This is a genomic window from Streptomyces sp. NPDC030995 (assembly GCF_055571215.1).
Window position 1 is genome coordinate 24229 of the sequence record NZ_JBVIFS010000004.1, and the last position, 24871, is coordinate 49099.

At 72.2% G+C, this 24871-nt stretch carries 27 protein-coding genes; 16 read left to right on the forward strand and 11 right to left on the reverse strand.

Annotated elements, in window-relative coordinates; genetic code table 11:
* Positions 1-13 precede the first annotated feature (13 nt).
* The gene (locus ACZ45T_RS08520; protein ID WP_468438814.1) at positions 14-385 is read left to right on the forward strand and encodes a hypothetical protein; all 372 of its coding nucleotides are present in this window, start codon (positions 14-16) and stop codon (positions 383-385) included.
* A gap of 138 nt (positions 386-523) precedes the next feature.
* Here ACZ45T_RS08520 and kdpC read toward each other — a convergent pair whose 3' ends face one another.
* The 6 genes from kdpC to ACZ45T_RS08550 form a co-directional block, all read right to left on the reverse strand.
* Positions 524-1159, reverse strand: coding sequence for a potassium-transporting ATPase subunit KdpC (kdpC, locus tag ACZ45T_RS08525; RefSeq protein WP_468438816.1), 636 nt, complete (start codon positions 1157-1159; stop codon positions 524-526).
* Between the two features lie 21 nt (positions 1160-1180).
* Positions 1181-3283 carry a potassium-transporting ATPase subunit KdpB gene (kdpB, locus tag ACZ45T_RS08530; RefSeq protein ID WP_468438818.1) on the reverse strand — a complete coding sequence of 701 codons (2103 nt, stop codon included), beginning with the start codon at positions 3281-3283 and terminating at the stop codon, positions 1181-1183.
* On the reverse strand, positions 3280-4944 hold the full coding sequence (gene kdpA / locus ACZ45T_RS08535; RefSeq protein ID WP_468438820.1) for a potassium-transporting ATPase subunit KdpA: 1665 nt from the start codon (positions 4942-4944) through the stop codon (positions 3280-3282). Before kdpA ends, kdpB begins: the two co-directional genes overlap by 4 nt.
* Before the next feature lie 6 nt (positions 4945-4950).
* Complete coding sequence (gene kdpF, locus ACZ45T_RS08540) at positions 4951-5040, reverse strand: K(+)-transporting ATPase subunit F (protein WP_468438822.1); 90 nt, start codon at positions 5038-5040, stop codon at positions 4951-4953.
* Complete coding sequence (locus ACZ45T_RS08545; RefSeq protein WP_468438824.1) at positions 5037-5159, reverse strand: hypothetical protein; 123 nt, start codon at positions 5157-5159, stop codon at positions 5037-5039. Before ACZ45T_RS08545 ends, kdpF begins: the two co-directional genes overlap by 4 nt.
* An 82-nt stretch (positions 5160-5241) precedes the next feature.
* Entirely contained in the window at positions 5242-6258 is a 1017-nt protein-coding gene (locus tag ACZ45T_RS08550) for an alpha/beta hydrolase family protein (protein ID WP_468438826.1), read from the reverse strand.
* A gap of 95 nt (positions 6259-6353) precedes the next feature.
* On the opposite strand from ACZ45T_RS08550, the gene ACZ45T_RS08555 reads away from it, so the two are divergent.
* From ACZ45T_RS08555 to pucL, 4 genes are all read left to right on the forward strand, one after another.
* Entirely contained in the window at positions 6354-6941 is a 588-nt protein-coding gene (locus tag ACZ45T_RS08555; protein ID WP_468438828.1) for a GNAT family N-acetyltransferase, read from the forward strand.
* Complete coding sequence (locus ACZ45T_RS08560; RefSeq protein ID WP_468438830.1) at positions 6938-7846, forward strand: PaaX family transcriptional regulator C-terminal domain-containing protein; 909 nt, start codon at positions 6938-6940, stop codon at positions 7844-7846. The genes ACZ45T_RS08555 and ACZ45T_RS08560 overlap by 4 nt, the downstream gene beginning before the upstream one ends.
* Positions 7847-7925: 79 nt before the next feature.
* Positions 7926-9275, forward strand: a complete 1350-nt coding sequence (locus tag ACZ45T_RS08565) for an aminotransferase class III-fold pyridoxal phosphate-dependent enzyme (RefSeq protein ID WP_468438832.1) — start codon at positions 7926-7928, stop codon at positions 9273-9275.
* A gap of 231 nt (positions 9276-9506) precedes the next feature.
* A complete protein-coding gene (gene pucL / locus ACZ45T_RS08570; protein WP_468438834.1) occupies positions 9507-10424 on the forward strand; it encodes a factor-independent urate hydroxylase in 918 nt (305 codons plus the stop codon).
* Between the two features lie 11 nt (positions 10425-10435).
* Here pucL and ACZ45T_RS08575 read toward each other — a convergent pair whose 3' ends face one another.
* Positions 10436-10897, reverse strand: coding sequence for a histidine phosphatase family protein (locus ACZ45T_RS08575; protein ID WP_468438836.1), 462 nt, complete (start codon positions 10895-10897; stop codon positions 10436-10438).
* 218 nt (positions 10898-11115) lie between these two features.
* Between ACZ45T_RS08575 and ACZ45T_RS08580 the strand changes: the two genes are divergently transcribed.
* From ACZ45T_RS08580 to ACZ45T_RS08605, 6 genes are all read left to right on the forward strand, one after another.
* Entirely contained in the window at positions 11116-11334 is a 219-nt protein-coding gene (locus tag ACZ45T_RS08580; RefSeq protein ID WP_360896484.1) for a CbtB domain-containing protein, read from the forward strand.
* A 72-nt stretch (positions 11335-11406) separates the two neighbouring features.
* Positions 11407-12189 (forward strand): CbtA family protein, encoded by a 783-nt coding sequence (locus tag ACZ45T_RS08585; protein ID WP_468438838.1) that lies wholly within the window; start codon positions 11407-11409, stop codon positions 12187-12189.
* Positions 12190-12216: 27 nt separating this feature from the next.
* Positions 12217-12459 carry a hypothetical protein gene (locus tag ACZ45T_RS08590; RefSeq protein WP_468438840.1) on the forward strand — a complete coding sequence of 81 codons (243 nt, stop codon included), beginning with the start codon at positions 12217-12219 and terminating at the stop codon, positions 12457-12459.
* Positions 12460-12663: 204 nt separating this feature from the next.
* Entirely contained in the window at positions 12664-13263 is a 600-nt protein-coding gene (locus ACZ45T_RS08595) for a class F sortase (protein WP_468438842.1), read from the forward strand.
* A gap of 134 nt (positions 13264-13397) precedes the next feature.
* On the forward strand, positions 13398-13784 hold the full coding sequence (locus ACZ45T_RS08600; protein ID WP_468438844.1) for a hypothetical protein: 387 nt from the start codon (positions 13398-13400) through the stop codon (positions 13782-13784).
* A 72-nt stretch (positions 13785-13856) separates the two neighbouring features.
* A complete protein-coding gene (locus tag ACZ45T_RS08605; protein WP_468438846.1) occupies positions 13857-14063 on the forward strand; it encodes a hypothetical protein in 207 nt (68 codons plus the stop codon).
* A 53-nt stretch (positions 14064-14116) separates the two neighbouring features.
* On the opposite strand, the gene ACZ45T_RS08610 is transcribed toward ACZ45T_RS08605, so the two are convergent.
* The 3 genes from ACZ45T_RS08610 to ACZ45T_RS08620 all read right to left on the reverse strand — a co-directional run bounded on the left by ACZ45T_RS08610 (position 14117) and on the right by ACZ45T_RS08620 (position 15728).
* A complete protein-coding gene (locus tag ACZ45T_RS08610; RefSeq protein WP_468438848.1) occupies positions 14117-14524 on the reverse strand; it encodes a hypothetical protein in 408 nt (135 codons plus the stop codon).
* Between the two features lie 66 nt (positions 14525-14590).
* The gene (locus ACZ45T_RS08615; protein ID WP_468438850.1) at positions 14591-14989 is read right to left on the reverse strand and encodes a RidA family protein; all 399 of its coding nucleotides are present in this window, start codon (positions 14987-14989) and stop codon (positions 14591-14593) included.
* A gap of 256 nt (positions 14990-15245) precedes the next feature.
* Entirely contained in the window at positions 15246-15728 is a 483-nt protein-coding gene (locus ACZ45T_RS08620; protein ID WP_468439385.1) for an RrF2 family transcriptional regulator, read from the reverse strand.
* A gap of 125 nt (positions 15729-15853) precedes the next feature.
* Here ACZ45T_RS08620 and ACZ45T_RS08625 point away from each other — a divergent pair, with 125 nt between their 5' ends.
* The 4 genes from ACZ45T_RS08625 (at position 15854) to ACZ45T_RS08640 (ending at position 20885) form a co-directional block, all read left to right on the forward strand.
* Complete coding sequence (locus ACZ45T_RS08625; protein WP_468438852.1) at positions 15854-16681, forward strand: hypothetical protein; 828 nt, start codon at positions 15854-15856, stop codon at positions 16679-16681.
* A 90-nt stretch (positions 16682-16771) separates the two neighbouring features.
* Entirely contained in the window at positions 16772-18787 is a 2016-nt protein-coding gene (locus ACZ45T_RS08630; protein ID WP_468438854.1) for an FUSC family protein, read from the forward strand.
* A gap of 140 nt (positions 18788-18927) precedes the next feature.
* Positions 18928-19638 (forward strand): hypothetical protein, encoded by a 711-nt coding sequence (locus ACZ45T_RS08635; RefSeq protein WP_468438856.1) that lies wholly within the window; start codon positions 18928-18930, stop codon positions 19636-19638.
* Positions 19626-20885, forward strand: a complete 1260-nt coding sequence (locus ACZ45T_RS08640) for a sensor histidine kinase (RefSeq protein WP_468438858.1) — start codon at positions 19626-19628, stop codon at positions 20883-20885. Before ACZ45T_RS08635 ends, ACZ45T_RS08640 begins: the two co-directional genes overlap by 13 nt.
* Positions 20886-20950: 65 nt before the next feature.
* On the opposite strand, the gene ACZ45T_RS08645 is transcribed toward ACZ45T_RS08640, so the two are convergent.
* Positions 20951-23038, reverse strand: coding sequence for a PhoX family protein (locus tag ACZ45T_RS08645; RefSeq protein ID WP_468438860.1), 2088 nt, complete (start codon positions 23036-23038; stop codon positions 20951-20953).
* 294 nt (positions 23039-23332) lie between these two features.
* On the opposite strand from ACZ45T_RS08645, the gene ACZ45T_RS08650 reads away from it, so the two are divergent.
* On the forward strand, positions 23333-24814 hold the full coding sequence (locus ACZ45T_RS08650) for a VWA domain-containing protein (RefSeq protein ID WP_468438862.1): 1482 nt from the start codon (positions 23333-23335) through the stop codon (positions 24812-24814).
* The last annotated feature ends 57 nt before the right edge of the window (positions 24815-24871 follow it).

The window sequence follows — 24871 nt, forward strand, 5'->3', positions numbered from 1 at the left end:
AGAGTCCGTGCCCATGTCGATCCCTGACGACCTGCTCCTCGATCTCGCCGCCATGGTCGAGTCGGAGCAGACCAATCAGATGTCCCTGACCGTCGTGGTTCACGGCGCCGTCATCACAGGCCGCCTCGCCCCCGAGAGCGTCTGGCGTCAGCGGGTGGCGGAGGTCCTCCGGGACTCCGACCAGCTGGGCCCGTTCGCCGAGATCTTCCGGTCCTCCGGAGGAGGCGCCAGACAGCCCGCCGGGGCACCCTCACACCTGCATTTCCACGTGGCGCGCATCCTCCAGGGCACCCTGGGCATCCCCGAGACCGGCGGAATGTACCGGATCGCCGTCAAGGACGTCAGTGCCTGGACCGTCGGAGACTTCAGCTACTCCGACAAATAGGCCCCTGCCCCCCACTCCTGTCCCTGCCCCTCCCCCTGCCCCTGAATACCGGAAAACGGCCCCCGCACTCGAACGCGGGGGCCGCCTTCGGCGAATTCTCCACCTGCCGGAACGGTGATATCGGCAGGTGGCGCGCCGCTACTTCCCGGTCAGCTCCTTCAGCGCCACGTTCAGCTCCAGCACGTTGACCCGGGGTTCGCCCATGAAGCCGAGGGTGCGGCCCTCGGTGTGCTCCGCGACCAGCTTCCGCACCTGCTCCACCGGGAGGGCGTTGAGGGACGCCACCCGGTGCACCTGCAGGTCGGCGTACGCCGGGGAGATGTTCGGGTCGAGGCCGGAGCCGGAGGAGGTGACGGCGTCGGCCGGGACCTGCGCCGCCTCGGGCGTGTAGCCGGGGACGGTGTTGTCGGCCAGCACCTCCGCCTTCGTCTCGTTGACCGCCTTGACCAGGTCGGGGTGGTCGGCGGCCTTGTTGGAGGCACCCGAGATCAACAGCTCGTACTGGGTGTTGATGGTGTTCTCGCCGAGTCCGGCCGACGGCCGGGGCTGGAACCAGTGCAGGTCGTCCCCGTAGCTCTGCCCGATGAGCGCGGAGCCCACGACCTGACCGCTCTTGTCCTTGATCTCGGAGCCGTTGGCCTGGTGGGCGAAGGCGGCCTGGGCGATGCCGGTGACGGCGAGCGGGTAGATCACTCCGCAGAGGACCGTCAGGACGAGCAGGGCGCGCAGGCCCGCGCCGATGAGGCGCGCGGTGTTACCGACAGTGTTGTTCATGGTCGTCAGCACGTTCCTAATTCAGGCGAGCCCGGGGATGAGGGAGATGAGCAGGTCGATGAGCTTGATGCCGATGAACGGGGCGATCAGGCCGCCGAGTCCGTAGACGGCGAGGTTGCGGCGGAGCATCTTGTCGGCGCTGGTGGGCCGGTACCGGACGCCCTTGAGGGCGAGCGGTACGAGGGCGATGATGACGAGCGCGTTGAAGACGACGGCCGAGAGGATCGCGGACTGCGGCGAGTGCAGGCCCATGATGTTGAGCTTGTCCAGGCCGGGGTGGACCACGGCGAACATGGCCGGGATGATCGCGAAGTACTTGGCGACGTCGTTGGCGATGGAGAAGGTGGTCAGGGCGCCCCGGGTGATGAGGAGCTGCTTCCCGATCTCGACGATCTCGATGAGCTTGGTGGGGTTGGAGTCCAGGTCCACCATGTTCCCGGCCTCCTTGGCGGCCGAGGTGCCGGTGTTCATGGCCACGCCCACGTCGGCCTGCGCCAGCGCCGGGGCGTCGTTCGTACCGTCACCGGTCATCGCGACGAGCTTGCCGCCGGCCTGCTCCCGCTTGATGAGGGCCATCTTGTCCTCGGGGGTGGCCTCCGCGAGGAAGTCGTCCACGCCCGCCTCTTCGGCGATGGCCTTGGCGGTCAGCGGGTTGTCGCCCGTGATCATGACGGTCTTGATGCCCATGCGGCGCAGTTCCTCGAACCGCTCGCGCATGCCCTCCTTGACGACGTCCTTGAGGTGGATGACGCCCAGGACCCGCGCGCCCTTCTCGTCCTCGGCCGCGACCAGCAGCGGGGTACCACCGAGGGAGGAGATCGCGTCGACGCGCGCGGCCGCGTCGGCCGCGACCCGGCCGCCCTGTTCGGCGACCCAGGCGGTGATCGCCGAGGCGGCCCCCTTGCGGACCTTGCGACCTTCCACGTCGACGCCCGACATACGGGTCTGGGCGGTGAAGGGGATCCAGTCGGCGTGCGCCAGCTCGCCCTGGTGGCGCTCGCGCAGCCCGTACTTCTCCTTCGCGAGGACCACGATCGAGCGGCCCTCGGGCGTTTCGTCGGCCAGGGACGACAGCTGTGCGGCGTCCGCGAGTTCTGCGGCGGTGGCGCCGCTGACGGGCACGAACTCGGAGGCCTGGCGGTTGCCGAGGGTGATGGTGCCGGTCTTGTCGAGCAGCAGGGTGGAGACGTCACCGGCGGCCTCGACCGCGCGGCCGCTCATCGCGAGGACGTTGCGCTGGACGAGCCGGTCCATGCCGGCGATGCCGATGGCGGAGAGGAGCGCGCCGATGGTGGTGGGGATCAGGCAGACGAGCAGCGCGGCCAGCACGATCAGCGACTGTTCGGCGCCCGCGTAGATCGCGAACGGCTGGAGGGTGACGACCGCGAGCAGGAAGACGATGGTCAGCGAGGCGAGCAGGATGTTCAGCGCGATCTCGTTGGGCGTCTTCTGCCGGGCGGCGCCCTCGACCAGGTTGATCATGCGGTCGATGAAGGTCTCGCCGGGCTTCGTGGTGATCTTGATGACGATGCGGTCCGAGAGGACCTTCGTGCCGCCGGTGACGGCCGAGCGGTCGCCGCCCGACTCCCGGATGACCGGGGCGGATTCACCCGTGATCGCGGACTCGTCGACCGACGCCACGCCCTCGACGACGTCACCGTCACCGGGGATGACGTCGCCCGCCTCGCAGACCACCAGGTCGCCGATGCGCAGCTCCGTGCCCGGCACCTGCTCCTCCACCGAGCCGTTCAGCCGCCGGGCCACGGTGTCGGTCTTCGCCTTGCGCAGGGTGTCGGCCTGGGCCTTGCCGCGGCCCTCGGCCACCGCCTCCGCGAGGTTCGCGAAGATCGTCGTCAGCCACAGCCAGGCCGTGATCGCCCAGCCGAACCAGTTCGTCGGGTCGGCCATCGCCAGGACGGTGGTCAGTACGGAACCGACCTCCACCACGAACATGACCGGCGACTTCACCATCACGCGCGGGTCGAGCTTGCGCACCGCGTCCGGGAAGGACTCGACCAGCTGCTTCGGGTCGAAGAGGCCTCCGCCGACCCGGCCCTGGTCGGGTTCCTTGTGGCCGGTGGGAGCGTCCTGGTGGGGCGCGCGGGTAGGAGTGATGGTGCTCATGAGGCGAGCCCTTCGGCAAGCGGACCCAGCGCGAGGGCCGGGAAGTAGGTGAGACCGGTGACGATGAGGATCGTGCCGACGAGCAGGCCGGTGAACAGCGGCTTCTCGGTCCGCAGCGTTCCTGCCGTGGCGGGCACCGGCTGCTGTTCGGCGAGCGAACCCGCCAGTGCGAGGACGAAGACCATGGGAAGGAACCGGCCGAGCAGCATGGCCAGCCCGGTGGTCGTGTTGAACCACTGGGTGTCGGCGTTCAGGCCCGCGAAGGCCGAGCCGTTGTTGTTTCCGGCGGAGGTGTAGGCGTACAGCACCTCGGAGAAGCCGTGGGCACCGGAGTTGGCCATCGACTGGGCCGGGGTGGGCAGCGCCATGGCCACGGCCGTGAAACCGAGGACCACCGCCGGGGTGATGAGGATGTAGCAGGCCGCGAACTTGATCTCGCGGGTGCCGATCTTCTTCCCGAGGTACTCCGGGGTGCGGCCGACCATCAGGCCGGCGATGAACACCGCGATGATCGCCATGATCAGCATGCCGTAGAGGCCGGAGCCGACACCGCCGGGTGCGATCTCGCCGAGCTGCATGCCCAGCAGCTGGATGCCGCCGCCGAGCCCGGTGTAGGAGGAGTGGAAGGAGTTGACCGAGCCGGTCGAGGTGAGCGTGGTCGCGACCGAGAAGATCGCGGAGGCGCCGATGCCGAACCGGGTCTCCTTGCCCTCCATCGCACCGCCCGCGGCCTGGAGCGCCGGGCCGTGGTGGGTGAACTCGGTCCACATCATCAGCGCGGTGAAGCCGAGCCAGATGGTGGCCATCGTCGCGAGGATCGCGTAGCCCTGCTTGACCGAGCCGACCATGCGGCCGAAGGTGCGGGTCAGGGAGAGGGGGATCAGCAGGATCAGGAAGATCTCGAAGAGGTTCGAGAAGGGGGTCGGGTTCTCGAAGGGGTGCGCGGAGTTGGCGTTGAAGTAGCCGCCGCCGTTGGTGCCGAGCTCCTTGATGACCTCCTGCGAGGCGACCGCCCCGCCGTTCCACTGCTGCGAGCCGCCCATGAACTGCCCGACCTCGTGGATGCCGGAGAAGTTCTGGATGACCCCGCACGCGACGAGGACGAGCGCGCCGACGACCGCGAGGGGAATCAGGATGCGGACGGTGCCGCGCACCAGGTCGGCCCAGAAGTTGCCGAGTTCGCCGGTGCGGGAGCGCGCGAAGCCCCGTACGAGGGCCACCGCGACGGCCATGCCGACGGCGGCGGACACGAAGTTCTGCACCGCGAGCCCGCCGGTCTGCACGACGTGGCCCATCGCCTGCTCACCGGCGTACGACTGCCAGTTGGTGTTCGCCACGAAGGAGACGGCGGTGTTGAAGGCCTGGTCCGGCTTGATGGAGGCGAAGCCCATCGAGCCGGGCAGGCTGCCCTGCACGCGCAGCAGCAGGTAGAGGAAGAGCACGCTCACCGCGGAGAAGGCGAGGATCGAGCGCACGTACGCCGGCCAGCGCATCTCGGCGTCGGGGTTGGCGCCGATCGCCTTGTAGATCCACTTCTCGGGCGCGTAGTGCTTCTTCGAGGAGTAGACGCGGGCCATGTACTCGCCCAGCGGGCGGTAGGCGAGGGCCAGCGCCGCGACGAGCGCGAGCAGCTGGAGCACCCCGGCAAGGACGGGACTCATCGGGGCTCAGAACCTCTCCGGGTACACGAGGGCGAGAACGAGGTAGCCCAGGAGGGACATGGCGACCAGCAGACCGACGATGCTTTCGGCGCTCACAGCTTGGCCACCCCCTTGGCGATGAAGGCCACCAGCGCGAAGAGCGCGATCGTGGTGGCGACGAAGGCCAGATCGGCCATCGTGAGCTCCCGTTGGTACGAGGGGCGATATTCGGACATCTCCGAGTGGAACGCCTTTTCGGGGCCCGCCGGCCTCCCTTGACGGGCCCCATACGCCCGCATACGCGCCTTTGACGACTCCCTAACGCGGCAGCTCCTCCAGGAAGCGCTGCTGGTCGGCGAGCAGGCCGGAGGGGAAGAGGGCGCGCGGGGTGAACACGGCCGTCAGCGTCAGCCGCCAGGAGGAGCGCTCGACCGCGGTGCGCAGCAGGGAGTGGCTCGCCCCCGGATAGCGGCGGACCGTGAGGGTGCCGGGCGCGAGCAGGGTCCGGTACGCGGCTTCGGTCTCGGCGCCGTCCACGTTCCGGTCGTCGGCGCCCGAGATCAGCAGCACCGGGACGTGCGGCATCGCCCGCAGGTCCGCGGTCGCGTCCGCGGTGTGGTTCCGGCTGATGAACGCCCAGCGCTCCGCGGTGAGTTCCGCGTCGGCACCCGGACTCGCGCGGTACTCCTCGTACGTCGCCCCGCGCCGCAGCAGCGCCAGGGTGGCCTCCCGGGTGCGCAGGGCGGCCGCGGTGCGCTCGGCGCCGGCCCCGGACGCGCGGAGCTCGGCCCGGAGGTTGTACTCCCCCTGGCGGTCCCAGTTCACGGCGGTGCCGACCGCGATGACGAAGCGCACTCCGGGGGCCGGGGCCTGCGCCACCACCTTGGGGAGCACCCATCCGGCCTGGCTGGCGCCCCACAGGCCGATGCGGGCGCCGTCTATCTCGGGCCGGGTGCGCGCCGCCCAGGCGATGGCGTCGACGGTCTCGCGGGCCCGGTCGTCCATGGTCTGGCCGAGCCAGTCGGCGGGCTTGTCGAGGGAGAGCGAGGCGTAGCCGGCGCGGGCGAAGGCCTCCCAGTAGGGGCGGTAGAAGCCCTCGTGGGTGGCGTCGACCTCGCCGTCCCCGTGCACGAGGACGACGAGCGGGAAGGGGCCGGGGCCCTTGCCGACGGGGGTGGCGAGCACGCCGGGGAGCTGGTGGCCCGCGGCGGGGACGGTGACGCGCTCCTCGTGGAGCTCGTAGCTCTGCTGCCAGAGGACGACGCCGGTGAGGCCCGCCGCGAGGAGGGCGGTGGTCAAGGCGATGAGCAGTGCGGTGCGGAGCGTGCGGGACATGGCGGCACCCTTCTTCTGTCTTCTTGCCCTTCGACTTCATTTTCGATCGAACTGAAAACGATCGTAGCGTGAATGAGCGTATTAGACTCGTGCGTATGACGACATTGCGGCGCGGGGTGCCCGAGGGCGCCGAGGAGCGGGTGGCCGAGCTGTACTGGGAGGCCTTCGGGGGGAAGCTGGGCCGCGCGCTCGGCCCCGCCGAGGCCGGGCGGCGGTTCATCGCAGGACACCTGCATGCGGACCGGGCGGTGACGGCCCTGGCCGAGGACGGCCGGGTGGTGGGCGTGGCGGGCTACCAGCTGGCCGGGCGCGGTCTGGTCGGCGGTGACGCGGCCGCGGTCAGGGCGCAGTACGGGCGGCTGCGCGGCCTGCCCCGGATCTTCCTGCTGGCCCTGCTGGAACGCACTCCCGCCCGCGGCGAGCTGGTCATGGACGGCATCGCCGTGGACCCCGCGGCGCGGGGCCGGGGCATCGGCGGGCTGCTGCTGCGGGAGATCGAGGCGATCGCCGTCGAGCAGAAGTGCCGGCGGATCCGGCTGGACGTGATCGCGGAGAACCCGCGGGCGCGGGCGCTGTACGAGCGGCACGGATTCAGGGCGGTACGGGTGCAGCGGACGCCCTGGCTGCGGGATGTGCTGGGATTCGGAGCGGTGACGACGATGCACAAGGCGGTGACGTGGTGAGCGGGATCCCGACCAGGACGGTCGTGCACGCGCTGGTCCGGGAGGACGGGACGGTCGCGGGCGAGGAGCTGTACGAGGTCGCCGGGCTGCTCGGGATGACCGACCAGCAGGTGCGGCTCTGCGTGAAGCGGCTGGTGGCGGAGGGCCGCTTCGCGGTGGAGGGGCGCGGGCGGCGGGCCGTGCTGCGGACGGTGGGGGCGGGGCCCGGGCTGCCGCTCGTACCGGAGGTGGAGTTCGTACGGCACGCCTACCGGCAGGACCGGGGCCTGGAGCCGTGGGACGGGGTCTGGCACGCCTTCGCCTTCGCCGTACCGGAATCCGCGCGGGCGGCGCGGGACTCCCTGCGGGACGCCCTGACCGGGCTCGGGGCGGCGCCGGTGCAGGGCGGGCTGTACGTCACGCCGAACGCCATCGGCCCGTACGTGCGGGCGCACGCGGCGGAACTGGGGCTGTCGGAGGCGCTGAGCTGCCTGAGCACCCGGGACCTGGCGGTGGGCGCGGCCGCGGAGCCGCGGGCCCTGGCGGCACGGCTGTGGCCCCTGGCGGAGATCGCGGACCGGTACGAGGCGCTGCGCGCCCTGGCGCAGGACCCGGGTCGGGCGGCGGACGGGGCGGAGGCGACGGACGGGGCCTCGGCGGCGGACGGGGCGGAGGGCCCGGTGGCGGCAGACGGCGCGGTGGCGGTGGACGCGGCCGTGGCGGGGCTGGCGCGGGCCGTCGCGCTGGCCGCGGCCTTCTCCGCCGCGATGCTGCCGGATCCGCTGCTCCCCCCGGAGCTGCTGCCGCAGCCGTGGCCGGGGGCGACGGCCCGGGCGGCGGCGGCCGATGCCTGGGCGCGGCTGGCGGCCGCCGCCCCGGCCGGCGGCCCCCGGCTGTTCCGGCTGTACGGCGAGGCCCTCGGCTGATCCGGGGGCGACCCGAGCCGCGCCCGGCGGACGGGGCGACCGCCGCCGTGTCCACATCCTGGACAACTACGCTCGTTTCATGAACGCAGAAGCCGACGCCCTCGCCCTCGTGAAAGACGCTGACCGGAAGCACGTCTTCCACTCCTGGTCTGCGCAGGAGCTCATCGACCCGCTCGCCGTCGCCGGTGCCGAGGGGTCGTACTTCTGGGACTACCAGGGCAACCGCTACCTCGACTTCTCCAGCGCGCTCGTCTACACCAACATCGGCTACCAGCACCGCAAGGTCACCGCGGCCATCCAGGAGCAGGCGGCCCGGCTGTGCACCGTCGCGCCCGGCTTCGCCGTCGACGTCCGCTCCGAGGCGGCCCGGCTGATCGCCGAGCGCACCCCCGGCGACCTCGACAAGATCTTCTTCACCAACGCCGGGGCCGAGGCCGTCGAGAACGCCGTCCGCATGGCCCGGCTGCACACCGGCCGGCCCAAGGTCCTGTCCGCGTACCGCTCGTACCACGGCGCCACCTCCACCGCGATCAACCTGACCGGCGACGCCCGCCGCTTCGGCAACGACTCCGCGACCGCCGGTGTCGTGCACTTCTGGGGGCCCTTCGCCTACCGCTCGCCCTTCTACGCGGCGACCGAGGCCGAGGAGTGCGAGCGGGCGCTGCGCCACCTGGAGGACACGATCGTCTTCGAGGGCCCGCAGTCCATCGCGGCGATCATCCTGGAGACCGTCGGCGGCGCCCCCGGCGTTCTCGTGCACCCGGCCGGCTACCTGCCCGGGGTGCGCGCCCTCTGCGACCGCTACGGCATCGTCTTCATCCTCGACGAGATCATGGTCGGCTTCGGCCGGACCGGTACGTGGTTCGCGTCCGAGCACTGGGACGTCACCCCCGACCTGCTCTGCTTCGCCAAGGGCGTGACCAGCGGATACGTCCCGCTCGGCGGCGTCGCCATCTCGGCCGCCATCGCCGAGACCTTCGCCCGCCGGCCCTACCCGGGCGGGCTGACGTACTCCGGGCACGTGCTGGCCTGCGCGGCCGCCGTCGCGACGATCAACGTCATGGAGGAGGAGGGCATCGTCGAGCAGTCCGCCCGCACCGGCGCGGAGCTGCTCGGCCCCGGCCTGCGCGCGCTCGCCGAGCGGCACCCCTCGGTCGGTGAGGTCCGCGGTCTGGGCACCTTCTGGGCGCTGGAACTCGTACGGGACAAGGAGACGCGCGAGCCGCTCGTCCCGTACAACGCCTCGGGCGCCGACAACGCGCCCATGACGGAGTTCGGTGCGGCCCTGAAGAAGGGCGGCCTGTGGCCGCTGCTCGCCGGCAACCGCATCCACGTCGCGCCGCCGTGCAACATCTCGTCCGAGGACGTGGCCAAGGGCCTGGCGATCCTCGACGAGGCCCTGTCGGTCGCCGACGCGCACACCACCTGACCTGCGCGGACGCACGGTCGCCCAATCCGTGGGTGCCGCTCTCGGAGGATTTGCGCCATTACGAACAGCACGGATGCGTGCTGAAATCCGAAAGAGCACCTACGGACCGGGATGCACGTCAGTCCCGGGGCGGTCCTCCGTGACCGAACGGCGGGGAGCGGGCCGACCGCTGGACGCCGGGCGTACGGGATCCCCTCAGCCGGACTCCGTGTACCCGAAGGAAGTCATCGCATGAGCAAGCACGTCCTGGCCCAGAACCAGTACGGCAAGGCCGAGAACCGCATCGTGAAGGTCACTCGCAAGGGCGCCGACGGTTCCTGGCACGAGATCCGCGACCTCAACGTCTCGGTCGCGCTCCGCGGTGACTTCCGCGACGTCCACCTCACCGGCGACAACGCCAACTGCCTGCCGACCGACACCACCAAGAACACGGTGTACGCCTTCGGCAAGGAGCACGGCATCGCCTCCCCCGAGGCCTTCGGCATCCTGCTCGCCAAGCACTTCGTCTCCTCGCAGCAGCCGATCCGCGAGGCGCAGATCCGCATCGAGGAGTACGTGTGGGACCGCATCCCGGTCCCGACGCGCAAGGAGCAGCACTCCTTCGTCCGCAAGGGCCAGGAGGTGCGCACCGCGCAGATCACCTACAGCGAGACGACGGGCCTCCAGGTCATCTCCGGTCTGAAGGACCTGACGGTGATGAACTCGACCAACTCCGAGTTCCACGGCTACATCAAGGACAAGTACACGACCCTGCAGGAGGCGTACGACCGCATCCTGGCGACCAAGGTCACCGCGCGCTGGGCGCACTCGGCGCTGGCCGCCGACGACGCCTCGTACGACTGGGACCAGTCGTACAAGAAGGTCCGCAAGAACATGCTGGAAGCCTTCGCGGAGACGTACTCGTACTCGCTGCAGCAGACCCTGAACCAGATGGCCGAGCGGGTGCTCGACAACTGCCCCAAGGTCAACGAGGTGCGCCTCAACCTCCCCAACAAGCACCACTTCCTGGTCGACCTGGAGCCCTTCGGCCTCAAGAACGACAACGAGGTCTACTTCGCGGCGGACCGGATGTACGGCCTGATCGAGGGCACCGTGCACCGCGAGGGCGTGCAACCGGTGATCGCGACGTCGGACTGGATCGTCGCGTAACACCGCTGCTCCTACGCCTGCTCCTGCTCCTGCTCCTGCTCCTGCTCCTGCTCCTGTTCCTCCGGTTGTCCCACGAGGAGGTTCCACCGGCCCGCGCGCCCGGTGAGCGTGGTCACCGACTCCGGCCGCACGTCCAGCCGCCAGAAGGCCGCCGCGGGCAGCTCCAGGGCGTGCACCACCGCTGCCCGTACGACGGCCTGGTCGACCACGGCCCGGTGCGTACCCGGGGCGAGGGCGGCCAACTCCGCCCCGACGCGGGCGATCAGCGCGTCCACGGACTCCCCGCCCGGCGGCGCGAATCCGGGGTCCGTCAGCCAGGCCTGCAGGGCCGCCGGGTCCTCGGCCGCCACCTCGTCCAGGGTGCGCCCCGCCCACTCCCCCGTGTCCATGCCGCGCAGGCCCTCGTGACCGGGGCACGGCTGCGCGTGACCGAAGCGCCCCTGGCGGGCGGCTGCGTCCAGTGGGAGTCTCACGAGCCGGACTCGTACCAACGGGGTCTTCATAAGGGGAGCGTAAGCGCGGTACGGTCACGACGACACAACTGAATGACGACGGTACGGCGGAAGCACCGGTGAGAATCCGGCACGGTCGCGCCACTGTGAATCCTCCCGGAGGGGGAGGCAAGTCAGACCCGCCACCGTCATCGCGAGCACCACTGACCGGGACGCGTGTTCCCCCTGGAGGTTCTGCCATGGCCGCCCACTCCGCCGTGCCCACGACGACCGCACCCGTCGTCGCCCCGATCTCGCTCTCCGCGCTGGCCCCTTGGGCGGCGTTCGTCGGCATCCTGATGCTGGTCCTGCTGTACTTCGTCGGCGCCGAGCAGGGCGCCACCGCTGTCTTCGAGGGCGAGACCATCCACGAGTGGCTGCACGACGGCCGCCACCTGCTCGGTTTCCCCTGCCACTGAGTCGTCTGCCACCGAGTCACCCGCCAACGGCTCCGTTTTCAGCGATCAGTGATCAGCGAGGGAAACCGATCGATGAACTCCATTTCCCCCCGCACCCTGCTCATCCGCGGCATGCTCGCCGGCCTGCTGGCCGGCGCGGTCGCCTTCCTCGTCGCGTACCTCCTCGGTGAGTCCAAGGTGGACGCGGCGATCGCCATCGAAGAGGCCGGGGCCGCCGCCGCGGCGGCCCACGACCACGGCGCGGCCGTCCACGACCACGGCGCGGAGGCCCCGGTCAGCCGGGCCCTCCAGGCCACGGCCGGCCTCGGCACCGGCGTCCTGCTGTACGGGGTCGCGCTCGGCGGCATCGCCGCGCTCGTCTACTGCTACGCCCTGGGCCGCATCGGCCTCTTCGGCCCGCGGGCCACGGCCGTGCTGGTCGCCGCGGGCCTGTTCGTCACCATCACCCTGGTGCCGTTCTTCAAGTACCCCGCCAACCCGCCGGCCGTCGGCGACCCCGACACGGCCGCCCGGCGGACCGCCCTCTACCTGCTGATGATCGCCCTGAGCGCGCTGCTGGCGGCGGGCGCGCTGATCCTCGGCAGAAGGCTCGCGCCGAAGCTCGGCGCCTGGAACGCGTCGATCGCCGCCGGTGCGGCCTTCGTCGTGGCCGTCGGAATCTCGTACGCCACGCTGCCCGGCGTGAACGAGGTCCCGGCGGACTTCCCGGCCGCGCTGATCTGGGAGTTCCGCCTCGCGTCCCTGGCCATCCAGACCGCGCTGTGGACGACTTTCGGCCTGGCCTTCGGTTTTCTAGCCGACCGGGCCCTTGTGCCGGCCTCCGCACCCAAGGAGGCTGTGCAGCCGACGAGTTGACCAAGCACAAGAGGGGGCCGGTCGTACATGCCGACGGCGATCAAGGAATGGCGAGGCTGGACGGGCGCCGGCCCGTTCTGGCTGAATTCATTGCTGCTGCTCCTGGCCCCCTGTTGCGCCGTCACCCTGTTCGGCCAGATCGGCGTCATCGCGGGCCTGGCCGCCCTCGGCGGCCTGGCCCGCCACCTCTGGTACGGCGACTACGGCCACCCGGCCGTGCACCTGGCCGCCGTCCTGATGGGCGCGGGCACCGCGGCCGTCGTCATGTGACCCCGTCACCCGTTCGGGCGCACGGTGGGCGACCCGGGTGGCCGGTGGGAGGACCCGGCACGAGCTGCGGGGATGTGTGGATCGGGTGGCGACACGCCCGTGACGTCCTGTCAGCCCCACGTGTTTCACGGGGTGCGGGTGGGCAGAGGGGGTGTCCACTGCTCACATGAACCCGGCCGCACGAGCCGGACAGGAGGGATTCTCATGCCCCGCACCAAGTGGGTCGTCGCCTCGCTGACGGTGGCTCTGCTGTCCACCGGCATCGTGGCGTTGAACCGGACCGAGGGTGCCGGGCCCGCGGCCGTGACCACCGACGACGCACTGCCCTCGCGGGCGCTGGGACTGTCCGGGCACCGCCGGCTCGTGCGGGAGCTGGAGCAGTCCGGCTCCCACACCCCCGGCAGGGGGACCCGGTCGCCGAGGAGCGCCGCCGGGCCGCTGCGGGCGGCCACCGCACCGCTCCGGGCGGCGCAGCCCCTGCGCTTGCGCATCCCGAGCCTGGGGCTCGACGTGCCGCTGACCGGCGAGCACGAGGACATCGCCTGGGACGCCGGCACGCCCGAGCCGGGTACCGCCGGCACCGCCGTGGTCACCGGAGCCGGGCTGCGCCTCGGCAAGCTGCGGCGGGGCCGGACCATCGAGGTCCCCCGCGCGGACAGCCGTACGGCGGTGTTCACCGTCGTACGGGTCTCACCCGGCGCGGCCCCCGGCCGCGAGGACCCGTCCGGCCGGGCCCAACTGCGGCTGGTCGGCGGCGAAACCGCGGTCCTGGCCCGGCTGACGGGGCAGCGCCGCACGCGCTAGGGGGTGTCCGGCGGATCAGGGTCGGATCAACCCGCGGCCACCCGTTCAGCCGTGGGGGGTGTCTTCGTCCCCCGGTCGGCGGCTTCTTCCGGCCCCTCCGGGAGTCGTCCCGCGCGGCGGGGCACACCCCTCGCATGAGCGGGAGGCAACGCGCGCGTACGGCACTGACCAGGGCTCTGACCGTGGCCTGTGTCGTGCTGCTGTGCGTGTTCGGCGCCGGTCCGGCCGGCCAGGCGGCCGCCGAGTTCCCGCCGGCGTCCACCGCGCCTGCCGCCCCCACGGCGCCCACTCGGCCCGCCGAGCCCGCCGAACCCACGGAGGGCCAGTCCGATCCGGCTGCCGACCCCGAGTCCCGGGCGGCCGTACGGACGTGGGTGCGCGGGCTGCCCGGCGTACGGCGGTCACCGCTGACGGTGTTTCACGTGAAACATCCGGATGCCCCGTCGTGTGGGCCCACCGCGGGGACGGCCCGGCCGGCCCTGTCCCTGCGGTCGGTGCGGAGTGTGGTCCTGCGCTGCTGAGCGGGCCTGCGGCCCTGAATCCCAGCGCAACCCCCACACCCCTCACCCTCTGAAACACCGCGAGGTTCCGCCATGCCCATCGACCCGTTCACCGCGCTGAACGCCATGCTCCGCGCCGAAGTCACCCGTTTCACGCCGCCGGTCCGGCAGGACGAGACGGCTGCGTCGGCCTCGTCAGCCTCGTCGCCGAAGGCCCCGGCCGAGGCCGTCGAGCCCGTCGCGTCCCTCGCCTCCGATAGCGAACCGCAGCGGACCGCCGCTGCGGACCCGGACGCGTAGGAAGGTCGCCGGTTCCCGGGCACGCAGCCCGGGAACCGGCTCCCGCACCCCTGTCAGTCCTCGCGCGTGTAGTAGCGGTAGAACGCCGCCCCGCCGACACCGAGGCCGACGAAGAGGCCGATGACGGTGGCGCGGAGCACGGACGAGTTGGTGAGGCTGTGCAGGTAGCCCGCGGCGACGCCCGCGAAGACGCCGTACGCCACGGCGTGGACCTCGCGCTTGAGGCGGGGGCCGATCCTCGCCAGGCCGAACATGATCGCGGCGAAGAGCACGCCGCACAGGATCCCGTAGAAGACGTTGCCCGCGTCCACGGGGCCCATCTGGCGCTTGATGAAGGCGGCCCAGACGCCGTAGACCAGTCCCAGGAGCAGTGGTCGCGTGTAGGCGCTCCTGCTCAGGTGGGCCATGTCCGAGGACTGCCAGCCGTGCCGCCGGTGGGCGGTGGGTGCCGCATGTGCCATGACGGGCTCCTCTCTTCCATCATCCAGGGCACACCCGCCGCCCCCGACCGGCAAGTGGATCACTGCTCAGGGCGTGCGCACCGCGACCGCGTCGATCTCGAAGAGCATGTCGGGCAGGGCGAGCGCGGCCACCCCGATGAGGGTCTGGGCGGGCAGCTCGGTGCCCCAGGTGGCGTGCAGCTGCTTGAGGAGCACCTCCAGCTTCTGCTGGTCGTGGCCGACGATGTACGTGCCGATGCGGACGACGTCGGCTGGGCCGAGGCCGACGGCCGCGAGGGCGGTGCGGAGGTTGGCGAAGGCCCGCTCGACCTGGCCGGCGAAGTCCTCGGAGACGACGTGGCCGCTCTCGTCGGAGCCGTACTGGCCGGCTATGAAGACCTGTTCGCCCGGGGCGCTGACGATGTGGCTGTAGCCGTAGTCGGTCGGGGTGTGGAGTCCTGCCGGATTGATGATGCTGCGCGTCATGCCGAGCTCCCTGTATCCGTATCCGTATCCGTATCCGTATCCGTACCTGCGGTGTGGTGTGGCCGGTGCCGTGGCCACCGCACTAGGGAGTGTCGTCAAAGTCGCGTCGGCCGCCCGAAGGGCGGGGCTGGCGGGGTCTGGTGCGTGCGATCGCAAGGCGGAGGAGGGAGGCGACGCGGAGCGTCGGCGACCGACGACAACGCGGCGAGCGTGCGTGCCAGACCCCGCCAGCCAGACGGGACTTTGACGACACGACCTAGCGCTCGGCGAGCCAGGCGCGGAGCCGCTCCCTGGCCTCCGGGGCCTGTCGTTCGGCCTGCCGGCGGATCTCGTCGAGGTTCTGGGCGGCGAGGGCCCTGCGCCAGGCCAGTTCGGCCCGGGTCATGGCGTGCGCGATGGCGCACGCCGGTCCGCCGGCCGCTCCCGCCGCCGGGTCACCCGCGCCGGGACCCTGCTGCCGGATCTCCGCGCACCGGAAGGCCTCCTCGGTCCCCTCGACGGCGGCGACCACGTCCATGAGAGAGATGTCGGCGAGCGGGCGGGCCAGCCGGAAGCCGCCCCGGGGGCCCGGGGAAGAGCTGACGATCCCCGCCCGGGCCAGCGCCTGGAGCTGCTTGTTGAGGTAGGCCGCGGGCAGGTCGTGCCACGCGGCCAGCCGCGCCGCCGACACCGCCCGGTCCGGCCCGCTCCAGGCCAGGTTGACGCAGCTGTGCAGCGCCCACTCGACGCCCTCGCTCATCTTCATATCCTGGATATTAGATATCCAGGATTACCGGCGCAAGGGTGCCACGCCGACGGACCGTTCACCACCCGCCCGCAGCAACACCGCTCGCGCCCGGCCCCGCGTCCGCTTTCCCTGGTGACGTGCGCACCATCCTGTCGGCGGTACTCCTCGCGCTCGTGGTCCTCCTGGTACCCGCGAGCGCCGTCGCGTACTGGGCCGACCGCGAGCTGGGCGACGCCGACCGCTACACCGCCGCGATGTCCCCGCTCGCCGAGGACCCGGCCGTGCGCAACGTCGTCGTCACCCAGACCTCCCGCGCCCTCGCCGGACAGATCGACGCGGGCCCCTTCCAGAGCGGGGTGGACGCCCTGATCGGCGAAGCCCTGCGCTCCTTCGCCGGCACCCCCGCCTACCGCACCGCCTGGGACGCGGCCAACCGGGCCGCCCACGCGGCCTTCCTCGACGCGCTCACCACCGGCCACGGCGACGCCGTCACCATCGACCTCGCGCCCGTCATCGGCCAGGTCAAGGGCGAACTCGTCGCCGACGGCGTGCCCTTCGCCGACCGCATCCCGGTGACCCACCTGTCCGTGAAGGTCATGGAGTACGACGATCTCGGCGCACTCCGGAAGGGCTTCCGCATGCTCCAGATCGCCGGCATCTGGCTCCCCGTACTGACCCTGGTCCTGGCCGCGGCGGCCATCGCGGTCGCCCTCCATCGGCGGCGGGCCGTCATGGCCACCGGCCTGGGGCTGGCGATCGGGGCGGGACTGCTGTGGCTGGCGGTGGGGGTCTGCCGCAGGCTCACCCTGGACGACCTGCCCGCCGACATCGACCGGTCGGCCGCGGGAGCGGTGTACGACGCCCTCACCGCGTTCCTGCGCACCACCGCCTGGGTGGTCCTGGCGATCGGGCTCGCCGCCGCGCTGACCGCATGGCTGATGGGACGACAACGCCGCACCCCATAAGCTCGGAAGGTACCAACATATGTAGAACGACGCAGAAGAGCGCAGAAGAGCACAGAAGAACCGATTCGCTAGCGGCGGCACGGAAGCGGAATGAGTACCGAACGCACCGAACACATAGCGTCGCGGCGAGCCCGGCACCACCCGCTGGCCCCGCCCGCCTGGCTGCTCAGCGGCCTGAAGCCGAGTACCGCTCCGATCCCCTGGGCCGCCGTGGCCCGCGCGGCGGTCGCACTGGCCGCCCCGCTCGCCGTCGGATTCGCCCTGGACGAGCCCGAGTACGGCGCGCTCGCCTCCATGGGCGCCCTCTCCGGAGTCATCGGCGACACCGCCGACGCCTACCGGATGCGGGTCCTGAACATCGCCGTACCCCAGCTCCTGGGCGCCGTCGGAGTGGCGCTCGGCACCCTGGTCTTCGGCCACGGCTGGCTGGCCGTCGGCGTGCTCACCCTCATCGCCCTGGTCTCCGGGATGATCTCCTCCATCGGCACCGTCGCCTCCGTGTCCGGGCTGCTGCTCCTGCTCAACGCCGTCGTCGGCGCCGGACTGCCGATGCCGCAACCCTGGTGGACGGCCCCGCTGCTGCTGAGCGCGGGCGGGCTGTTCGTCCTCGTGCTGACCCTGCTGGGCTGGCCGCTGCGCGGCCGGCAGCCGGAGCGGGCGGCCGTCGCCGCCACCTACCGGGCCCTGGCCGACACCCTGGAGGCCGCCGGCGGCCCCGGGGCCGTCTACGACGAGCGCCGCCGGCAGCTGACCCAGGCCCTGAACCAGGCCTACGACCTGGTGCTGGGCCGCCGGGCCCGGGTGCACGGGCGCAGCCCCTCGCTGGTGCGGATGCTCGCCCAGCTCAATGTGGTGATCCCGCTGGTGGAGGCCGCGCCCGCGGCGCACCTGCGCGGCCGGCCGCTGCCGCCCGAGATCCCGGCGGCCGTACGGGAGCTGGCGGCGGCCGTCGAGGAGGGCCGCACCGGGACCCCCGTACTGGATCTGCCGGCCGCGCACGCTCCCGCCGAGCGGGCCATCGACGGGGCCCTGCGCCATGCGGCGCGGATCGTGCACCTCGCCGAACCGGACCCGCCCCTTGGGCCTGACGGCCCAGGGGGGACCCCGAACGTCGACGACCGCCTCGGGCGGCCCGCCGCACTACGGGTGCGGGCCCGCCGGGCCGTGCGCGACATGATGCTGTCCGGGGCCTCCTGGCGGTACGGGCTGCGGCTCGCGCTGTGCATCGGGCTCGCGCAGTCGCTCGTCTCGGTGATCGAGGTCGAGCGGTCCTACTGGGTCGCGCTGACCGTCACCTTCGTCCTCAAGCCCGACTTCGGCTCGGTGTTCTCCCGCGCGGTGCTGCGCGCGCTCGGCACCGCTGCCGGGCTGGTCGTCGCGGCCGCCGTGCTCGCCGAGGTGCCGCGGGGCTGGTGGACCGTGCCGGTGATGATGGTGCTCGCGGCGCTGATCCCCGCCTTCTCCGCCAAGGGGTACGCCTTCCAGACCGCCGCGATCACCCCGGTGATCCTGCTGCTCTCGGACCTGCTCAACCACCAGGGCTTCGATCTGATCCGGCCCCGGCTGCTGGACAGCCTCATCGGATGCGCCATCACCCTCGTCGCGGGGTACCTGCTGTGGCCCGAGAGCTGGCACACCCGGATCGGGGACCGGCTCGCCGATTCCGTGGACGACGCCGCCCGCTACGTGGAACGGGCCTTCGCCCCGGCCCCGGACGAGGCCGCGCACGCGGCGGCGCGGACCGCCCGCCTCCAGGCCCGGCGGCGGATCTACCGGGACCTGTCGGGCGTGCGCAGCGAGTTCCAGCGGGCGCTGACCGAGCCCCCGCCGACGGGGGAGCGGGCCGCCGCGTGGTGGCCGCTGGTGGTCGCCGTCGAGCGGATCGTGGACGCGACCACCGCCGCGCGGGTCCGGGTCAACCACGGCGCGGTGCCGCCTGCGGCGAGCGAGGTGGAGGGCATCGCGCGGCAGTTGCGCGAACTGGCCGAGCGGGTGCGCAGCAGCACGACCCCGGTCCGGGTCCGCGAGGAGTCGGCGGCCGACGAGTCGAGCGTGCTGGCCCCGGTCCACCAGGAACTCGCGGCCGCCCGCGCCATCGCCCAATAGTCCAGCCCCTCCGGCGTTTGAGGACCGGGGTCCGGGGCGGAGCCCCGGTGCGGCCGTCAGGCCGGTGCTCCGAGCAGGGCCGGTCCCCCGGATGGTCCTGTGTCCGGGCCGGGATCCACCCGACGGGGGAGCATCAGACCATGCGCTGCCTCCGCCTCCTCCCGGCCATCGCCGCCGCCGTGGCGGCCACGGCGGGGTGCGCCGATGTGGAGGGGCTGAAGAGCGAGGGCGACCTCGGCACGGTGCACGCCCCGCAGACCCTGTGGAAGAACATCCGCCCCGTCCCGCCCGACCCGGACCAGAAGCCGGGGACGGCCACCGTGATCCCGGGGCTGCCCAAAGTGGCCGAGCTGAGCATGCGCGGCGTGAGCGCGCTGGACGTCGTACGGGCCGACATCACCGCCGCCACCGCCGGGGACGGCGGGACCGGGCGGCTCGTGGACCCGCGGGCGATCCAGCGGCTCGCGCTCTGCACACAGGCTGTGGACGGCGGACCGGACTGTCCGGTGCGCCCCGGGGTCCTGCACGACCTGACGGGCAACGGCCGGGAGGAGCTGATCACCGCCCTGGACATCGACGGCCGGCTCAGTGAGCTGCGCGTCTACACCGTCCAGGACGACGGGCGGATCGCCCGGATCCTGACCCGGCGCGCGGTGCTGGAGGGCGTGGAAGTGGCCGCCGAGCACCTCGCGGTCCGCGAGCCCACGTCGAACCCGGCGTACGTCGCCGTCTCCGACTACGTGTGGGACCCGAAGGCCGGGATCATGAACCTGTCCCAGCTCACCCTCGACGAGTGCCCGGGCCTGGCGGAACTCCCCCTGAGCGGGGACGGATCCCGATGCCGGCGTTGAGCAGCCTGCGCTGGAAGATCGCCCTGACCACCACGACGGTGTGCTGCCTGGTCGCCGCCGCACTGGGGATCCTCGTGCACAACGTGGTCGCCCGGCAGATCGTGGGCGAGGTCCGCAAGGAGGCGGACGCGGACCTGGACCACGCCCTCGGCCACTACGAGTACGGCACCGCGCACGGCGACGTGAACGTCGCCCTGGACCCGGCCGACCTGCCCGGACCGCTGCGCGAGCTCGTCGCGCGCGGGCGGACCGGCAGCATGGTCGGCGAGCGGAAGGACGAGCCCGTCATGTGGGCGGCCGGGCCCGCCGACGGCAAGGCCCTCGCGGTCTGGCTCCCGTACGGGAACACCCGCGACCGGCTGCGGGACATCGACACCGCGATCCTCGCCTCCTCGGCGCTCGCGGCGGGGGTGGTGGCGCTGGCCGGCCTGTTCCTCGCCAACCGGATCAGCCGGCGGCTCGCGACCACGGCCGCCGTGGCCCGCCGGATCAGCGCCGGCGACCTGGAAGCCCGGGTGGACTTCCCGGCCGACGGGGACGATGCCCGGCCGGCCCGCTCACGGGACGAGGTACGGGACGTGGCGCAGGCGCTGGATTCGATGGCCGGGTCCCTCCAGGACCGGCTGGAGGCGGAGAAGCGCTTCACGGCGGATGTCGCGCACGAGCTGCGCACCCCGCTCACCGGCTCGCTGGCCGCGGCGGCGCTGCTGCCCGAGGGCCGCCCCAAGGAAATGATCAACGACCGGCTCAAGGCCCTGCACCTGCTGACCGAGGACCTGCTGGAGATCTCCCGGCTGGAATCGGGCGTCGAACGGGCCGACCTCGCCCGGGTGGAACTCGGGCGGGCGGTGGAGCGGGCCGTCGCGGCGACCGGGCTGGCCGCCTCGGTACGGGTGGTCCGGGACACGGTGGTGCTCACCGACCGGCGGCGCCTGGACCGGATCCTGGCGAACCTGCTGGTCAACGCCCACAAACACGGCCGGCCGCCGGTCGAGGTGACCGTGACGGGCCCGGTGGTGGTGATCCGCGACCACGGACCGGGCTACCCGCCCGAGCTGATCGAGCAGGGCCCGCAGCGGTTCCGTACCGGGGACCCCGGCCGCGGGCGCGGCCACGGCCTGGGCCTGACGATCGTGGCCGGTCAGGCGGCGGTGCTGGAGATCGCGCTGAGCTTCGCCAACGCGCCGGACGGGGGCGCGTTGACGACGCTCGGGCTTCCCGTCGGGCGACTGCCGGACGGGAGTTGACCGGGATGGGCCGACGTTTCACGTGAGCTGTGTTTCACGTGAAACATTCGGCCCAACAGGCCGGATCAGACGCCGATGTTGCGGCCGTCCTTGCGCCAGACCGAGACGACCGCGGGGCGGACGATCTTGCCGGGGCCGTCGGGCCACACCGACTGCGGCTTCTCGACGGACGCGCCGTCGATCTCGCCCGGGTGCTGGACCGAGACCAGGACGCGCTTGTCCTGGATCAGCGGACCGCAGGTCTCGGCGCCGCGCGGGACGGTCAGGAACTGCTTCAGCTCACCGCGGCGGTCGCCGGCGGTCGCGACGCCGAACAGGCCGTCGTGCGAGCCGAGCTGGTTGCCGTCGGTGGAGATCCACAGGTTGCCGTGCGGGTCGAAGGCCACGTTGTCCGGGCAGGAGATCGGGCTGACCTTGTCCTTGGGGAAGCCCGCGAAGTAGGTGGCCGGGTCGTTCGGGTCACCGGCGACCAGGAAGAGCCGCCAGGCGAAACCGTCGCCGGCCGGGTCGTCGAAGTTCTCGGCGAGCTCCAGGATCTGGCCGTGCTTGTTCAGGTTGCGCGGGTTCGGCTCGGTAGCGCCTTCCTTGCCCGGCTTGCCGCGGTCGGTGTTGTTGGTCAGCGCGATGTAGACGCGGCCGGTGCGCGGGGAGGGCTCGACGTCCTCGGGGCGGTCCATCTTGGTGGCGCCCACCTTGTCGGCGGCCTGACGCGTGAAGACGTAGACCTCCTCGGCGGTCATGCCCTCGACGTGCGAGACGTTGCCGGTGGCCAGCTTGATCCAGACGCCGGAGCCGTCGAACTCGCCGTCGGTGGGGAGCTTGCCGGTGCCGTCGATCGAGGCGGCCGGGGAGTCACCGGTGAGCTTGGCGACGTAGAGGGTGCCCTCGTCGAGCAGCGTGAGGTTGTGCTCCTTCGCCGCGCGCGAGTTGCCCTTCTTCATCTGCTTCGACGAGACGAACTTGTAGAAGTAGTCGAAGCGCTCGTCGTCGCCCATGTAGACGACCGGGCGGCCGTCCTCGGTCAGGCGGGGCTGTGCGGCCTCGTGCTTGAAGCGGCCGAGCGCGGTGCGCTTGCGGGGGACGGAGTTCGGGTCGTACGGGTCCAGCTCGACGACCCAGCCGAAGCGGTGCGACTCGTTGGGCTCCTGCGCGACGTCGAAGCGCTTGTCGAACCGCTCCCACTTGCGCTCGGTGGCGCCGGCGGTCACGCCGTAGCGCTTCAGGCGGGCGGCCTGGGTGGGGTCGGTGACCTGGCCGGCGTTGCCGAAGTACTGGTTGAAGTTCTCCTCGCCGTGGAGGGTGGTGCCCCACGGGGTGGTGCCGCCGGCGCAGTTGTTGAGGGTGCCGAGCACCTTCGTTCCGGACGGGTCGACCGAGGTCTTCAGCAGGGCGCTGCCCGCTGCCGGGCCGGTCATCTTGAACTCGCTGGTGGCGGTCAGCCGGCGGTTGAGCTGGTGGCGGTTGACCGCGGTCAGCTTGCCGCTGCGGTGGTCCTCCTGGACGACGACCACGGACAGGCCGTGCGCGGCCCAGGCGATCTCGACCTGCTCGCGGGTCGGGTTGGCCGGGTCGTACGCCTTGAACATGAGGTTCTCGTCCGTGTACTCGTGGTTGGCCACGAGCAGCTGCTGGCGCTCGTAGTCGCCGCCGAGCGGGAGAAGGCTCAGGAAGTCGTTGTTGTAGCCGAACTGACCGGCCTGCGCGGCGGCGGTCTGCTTGTCGGGGTTGAAGCCCGGTGCGCCCTTGACGATCGGGTCGCCCCAGCGGATGACCACGTTCTGCTCGTGGCCCTCGGGGACGGTGACCTTGTCGTCGGTGTTCGGCGCGACGGCCTTGAAGCGCAGACCGCGGGCGGCCTCGCCGCTCTTGCCGGCGCCCGCGGCCCCGGCCTCACCGGCGGGGGTGGCGTTGGCGGTCTGGCCGGGGCCGCTGAGGGCCACGGCGGTACCGGCGGCGGTGGCGACCGTCACGACGGCGGCGGTACGCAGCATCGAGCGGCGGGAGTAGGCGCGGGCGATGACATCGCCGGCGTACTCGTTGTCGCTGGTGTTGGGCACCTCGTGGAAGCAGGCGTCACCACAGCGGTAGCGACAGGTGAGAGCGGAACGGCCGCTCCCATGCGGGTTGCCTATGAGCGGCAGGAGCTTGCGCACGAGTGTCCTCCGAGTAGCTGCGTGGGCGCCGACAACGTGTCGGAACAATCCAGCCGTGACGCTAGGCCCGGGTTGCGCCGAAGCGGCGGCGCTGGGATGAACGGCCGGTGAACCCGGCACGTCGGTGCGGCAGTTCGAAAGCGGGGTGCGGAGCTTTGGGAGCCGGACGCCACGAAAGGCGACCCTGCCGAAGATCGAGCCGAGCGGCCGATAACCTTACGTGTCCACTCTGGGCAGGGATCATCCGCGCAGCACGGACAAATGACGCACGCACACATGCGAAAGGCCTGGCCCATGGGTATTCGGAGCTTGTTGCGCAAGGTATTCGGACGGTCCGCGGAATCCGTTCCGGAGACTACGGACACCCCTTCGGCCGCTGTCCCCAACCAGACGGAACGTACCCCTCTGGACGTGGCCGCCGAACTGGTGGCGGCGTCCTTCGACAACCCCACGGTTCCCCCGCAGTCCGCCCCGCGGGATCGCGAGCCGGGCACGGTCCTCACCGCCCCGGCGCCGTCGCCTGTGGCGGACCCCACGGTCCCGGAGGCCCGCCGCTCGCCGGCGGTGCCGCCTGCCGTGTCGCCTGCGGCGAAGCCCGGCCCGGAAGCACCTGCGGCCGAGCAGCCCGATGCTGACGCGCCGCTGGCCGCGGAAGCCGACGTACCTGCGCCGGAGGCACAGGACGAACCCGCTGCGGCGGAGCCGGTCGCCGTGGCTGCGGAGCAGGCCGAGGCCGACGCCGAGGCGCTGGCCACCGCGGTCGCGGAGCCCGAGGCCGCCGTAACTGCGGCGGAGCCGCTCACGGCGGCTGCGGAGCAGCCTGAGACCGCTGCGCCGCAGGCGCAGGACCCGGCCGAGGCCGAGGCGCCGGCCGCCGAGGCCACCGCGCCGGAGGCGGAGCCGCTGGCCGCGGAGGCCGACGTGCCCGCGCCGCAGGCGCAGGACGAGCCCGCCGAGGCGGAGCCGGTCGCCGTGGCTGCGGAGCAGGGCGAGCCGCTGGCCGCCGCGGTCGCGGAGCCCGCCGAGGCCGACGTAACTGCGGCGGAGCCGCAGGCGCAGGACCCGGCCGAGGCCGAGCCGTCGGCCGCCGAGGCCACTGCGGCCGAGCCGTCGGGCGACGGGCCCGCCAACGCGCTGGCCGCTGTGCGGCGCCGGGCGCCCGAGGTGGTCGGCGCGTACAAGGCCGCCGGGCAGGTGCTGCGGGGCAAGGGGAAGGCCGGGGCGCGGGCCAAGGTGTACCTCGTCCTGGACCGGTCCGGGTCGATGCGCGGGTTCTACAAGGACGGCAGCGCCCAGTACCTCGCCGACCACGCCCTCGCCCTCGCCGCGCACCTCGACGAGGCGGCGACCGTGCACACCGTGTTCTTCTCCACCGAGGTGGACGGGACGGCCGAGCTCACCCTGGACGACCACCAGGGCTGGGTCGAGGCCCGCCACGCCGAGCTCGGCCGCATGGGCCGTACCAGCTACCACGTGGCCGTCGAGGCCGTCGTCGAGCGCTACCAGAAGGACGGCGGCGAGGGCCCGGCCCTGGTCGTGTTCCAGACGGACGGCGCCCCCGACAACCGCCAGCCCGCCCGCCAGGCGATCGCCGACGCCGCCGCCGGCGCCCCCGGCATCCACTGGCAGTTCGTCGCCTTCGGTGACCACGACGCCAAGGCCTTCGACTTCCTGCGCAAGCTGGACGCCGAGAACGCCGGCTTCTTCCACGCCGGCCCCGCCCCCACCGAGCTGACCTCCGCCGCACTCCTCAAGGGTGTCCTGGAGCGGTTCTAGTCCGGACACGACGGAAGGGCCCGGGATCCTCGATCCCGGGCCCTTCCGTTTGGCTCA

Bases quoted from the DNA above. Each gene is read 5' to 3' on its own strand.
- ACZ45T_RS08565 (WP_468438832.1), top strand. From the start codon at position 7,926: ATGAACGCAGAAGCCGACGCCCTCGCCCTCGTGAAAGACGCTGACCGG.
- ACZ45T_RS08610 (WP_468438848.1), bottom strand. From the start codon at position 14,524: ATGGCACATGCGGCACCCACCGCCCACCGGCGGCACGGCTGGCAGTCC.
- ACZ45T_RS08620 (WP_468439385.1), bottom strand. From the start codon at position 15,728: ATGAGCGAGGGCGTCGAGTGGGCGCTGCACAGCTGCGTCAACCTGGCC.
- kdpB (WP_468438818.1), bottom strand. From the start codon at position 3,283: ATGAGCACCATCACTCCTACCCGCGCGCCCCACCAGGACGCTCCCACC.
- ACZ45T_RS08555 (WP_468438828.1), top strand. From the start codon at position 6,354: ATGACGACATTGCGGCGCGGGGTGCCCGAGGGCGCCGAGGAGCGGGTG.
- ACZ45T_RS08580 (WP_360896484.1), top strand. From the start codon at position 11,116: ATGGCCGCCCACTCCGCCGTGCCCACGACGACCGCACCCGTCGTCGCC.
- ACZ45T_RS08615 (WP_468438850.1), bottom strand. From the start codon at position 14,989: ATGACGCGCAGCATCATCAATCCGGCAGGACTCCACACCCCGACCGAC.
- ACZ45T_RS08590 (WP_468438840.1), top strand. From the start codon at position 12,217: ATGCCGACGGCGATCAAGGAATGGCGAGGCTGGACGGGCGCCGGCCCG.
- ACZ45T_RS08585 (WP_468438838.1), top strand. From the start codon at position 11,407: ATGAACTCCATTTCCCCCCGCACCCTGCTCATCCGCGGCATGCTCGCC.
- ACZ45T_RS08635 (WP_468438856.1), top strand. From the start codon at position 18,928: ATGCGCTGCCTCCGCCTCCTCCCGGCCATCGCCGCCGCCGTGGCGGCC.
- kdpA (WP_468438820.1), bottom strand. From the start codon at position 4,944: ATGAGTCCCGTCCTTGCCGGGGTGCTCCAGCTGCTCGCGCTCGTCGCG.
- ACZ45T_RS08595 (WP_468438842.1), top strand. From the start codon at position 12,664: ATGCCCCGCACCAAGTGGGTCGTCGCCTCGCTGACGGTGGCTCTGCTG.
- pucL (WP_468438834.1), top strand. From the start codon at position 9,507: ATGAGCAAGCACGTCCTGGCCCAGAACCAGTACGGCAAGGCCGAGAAC.
- ACZ45T_RS08520 (WP_468438814.1), top strand. From the start codon at position 14: ATGTCGATCCCTGACGACCTGCTCCTCGATCTCGCCGCCATGGTCGAG.
- ACZ45T_RS08600 (WP_468438844.1), top strand. From the start codon at position 13,398: ATGAGCGGGAGGCAACGCGCGCGTACGGCACTGACCAGGGCTCTGACC.
- ACZ45T_RS08630 (WP_468438854.1), top strand. From the start codon at position 16,772: ATGAGTACCGAACGCACCGAACACATAGCGTCGCGGCGAGCCCGGCAC.
- kdpC (WP_468438816.1), bottom strand. From the start codon at position 1,159: ATGAACAACACTGTCGGTAACACCGCGCGCCTCATCGGCGCGGGCCTG.
- ACZ45T_RS08550 (WP_468438826.1), bottom strand. From the start codon at position 6,258: ATGTCCCGCACGCTCCGCACCGCACTGCTCATCGCCTTGACCACCGCC.
- ACZ45T_RS08640 (WP_468438858.1), top strand. From the start codon at position 19,626: ATGCCGGCGTTGAGCAGCCTGCGCTGGAAGATCGCCCTGACCACCACG.
- ACZ45T_RS08605 (WP_468438846.1), top strand. From the start codon at position 13,857: ATGCCCATCGACCCGTTCACCGCGCTGAACGCCATGCTCCGCGCCGAA.
- ACZ45T_RS08650 (WP_468438862.1), top strand. From the start codon at position 23,333: ATGGGTATTCGGAGCTTGTTGCGCAAGGTATTCGGACGGTCCGCGGAA.
- ACZ45T_RS08545 (WP_468438824.1), bottom strand. From the start codon at position 5,159: ATGTCCGAATATCGCCCCTCGTACCAACGGGAGCTCACGATGGCCGAT.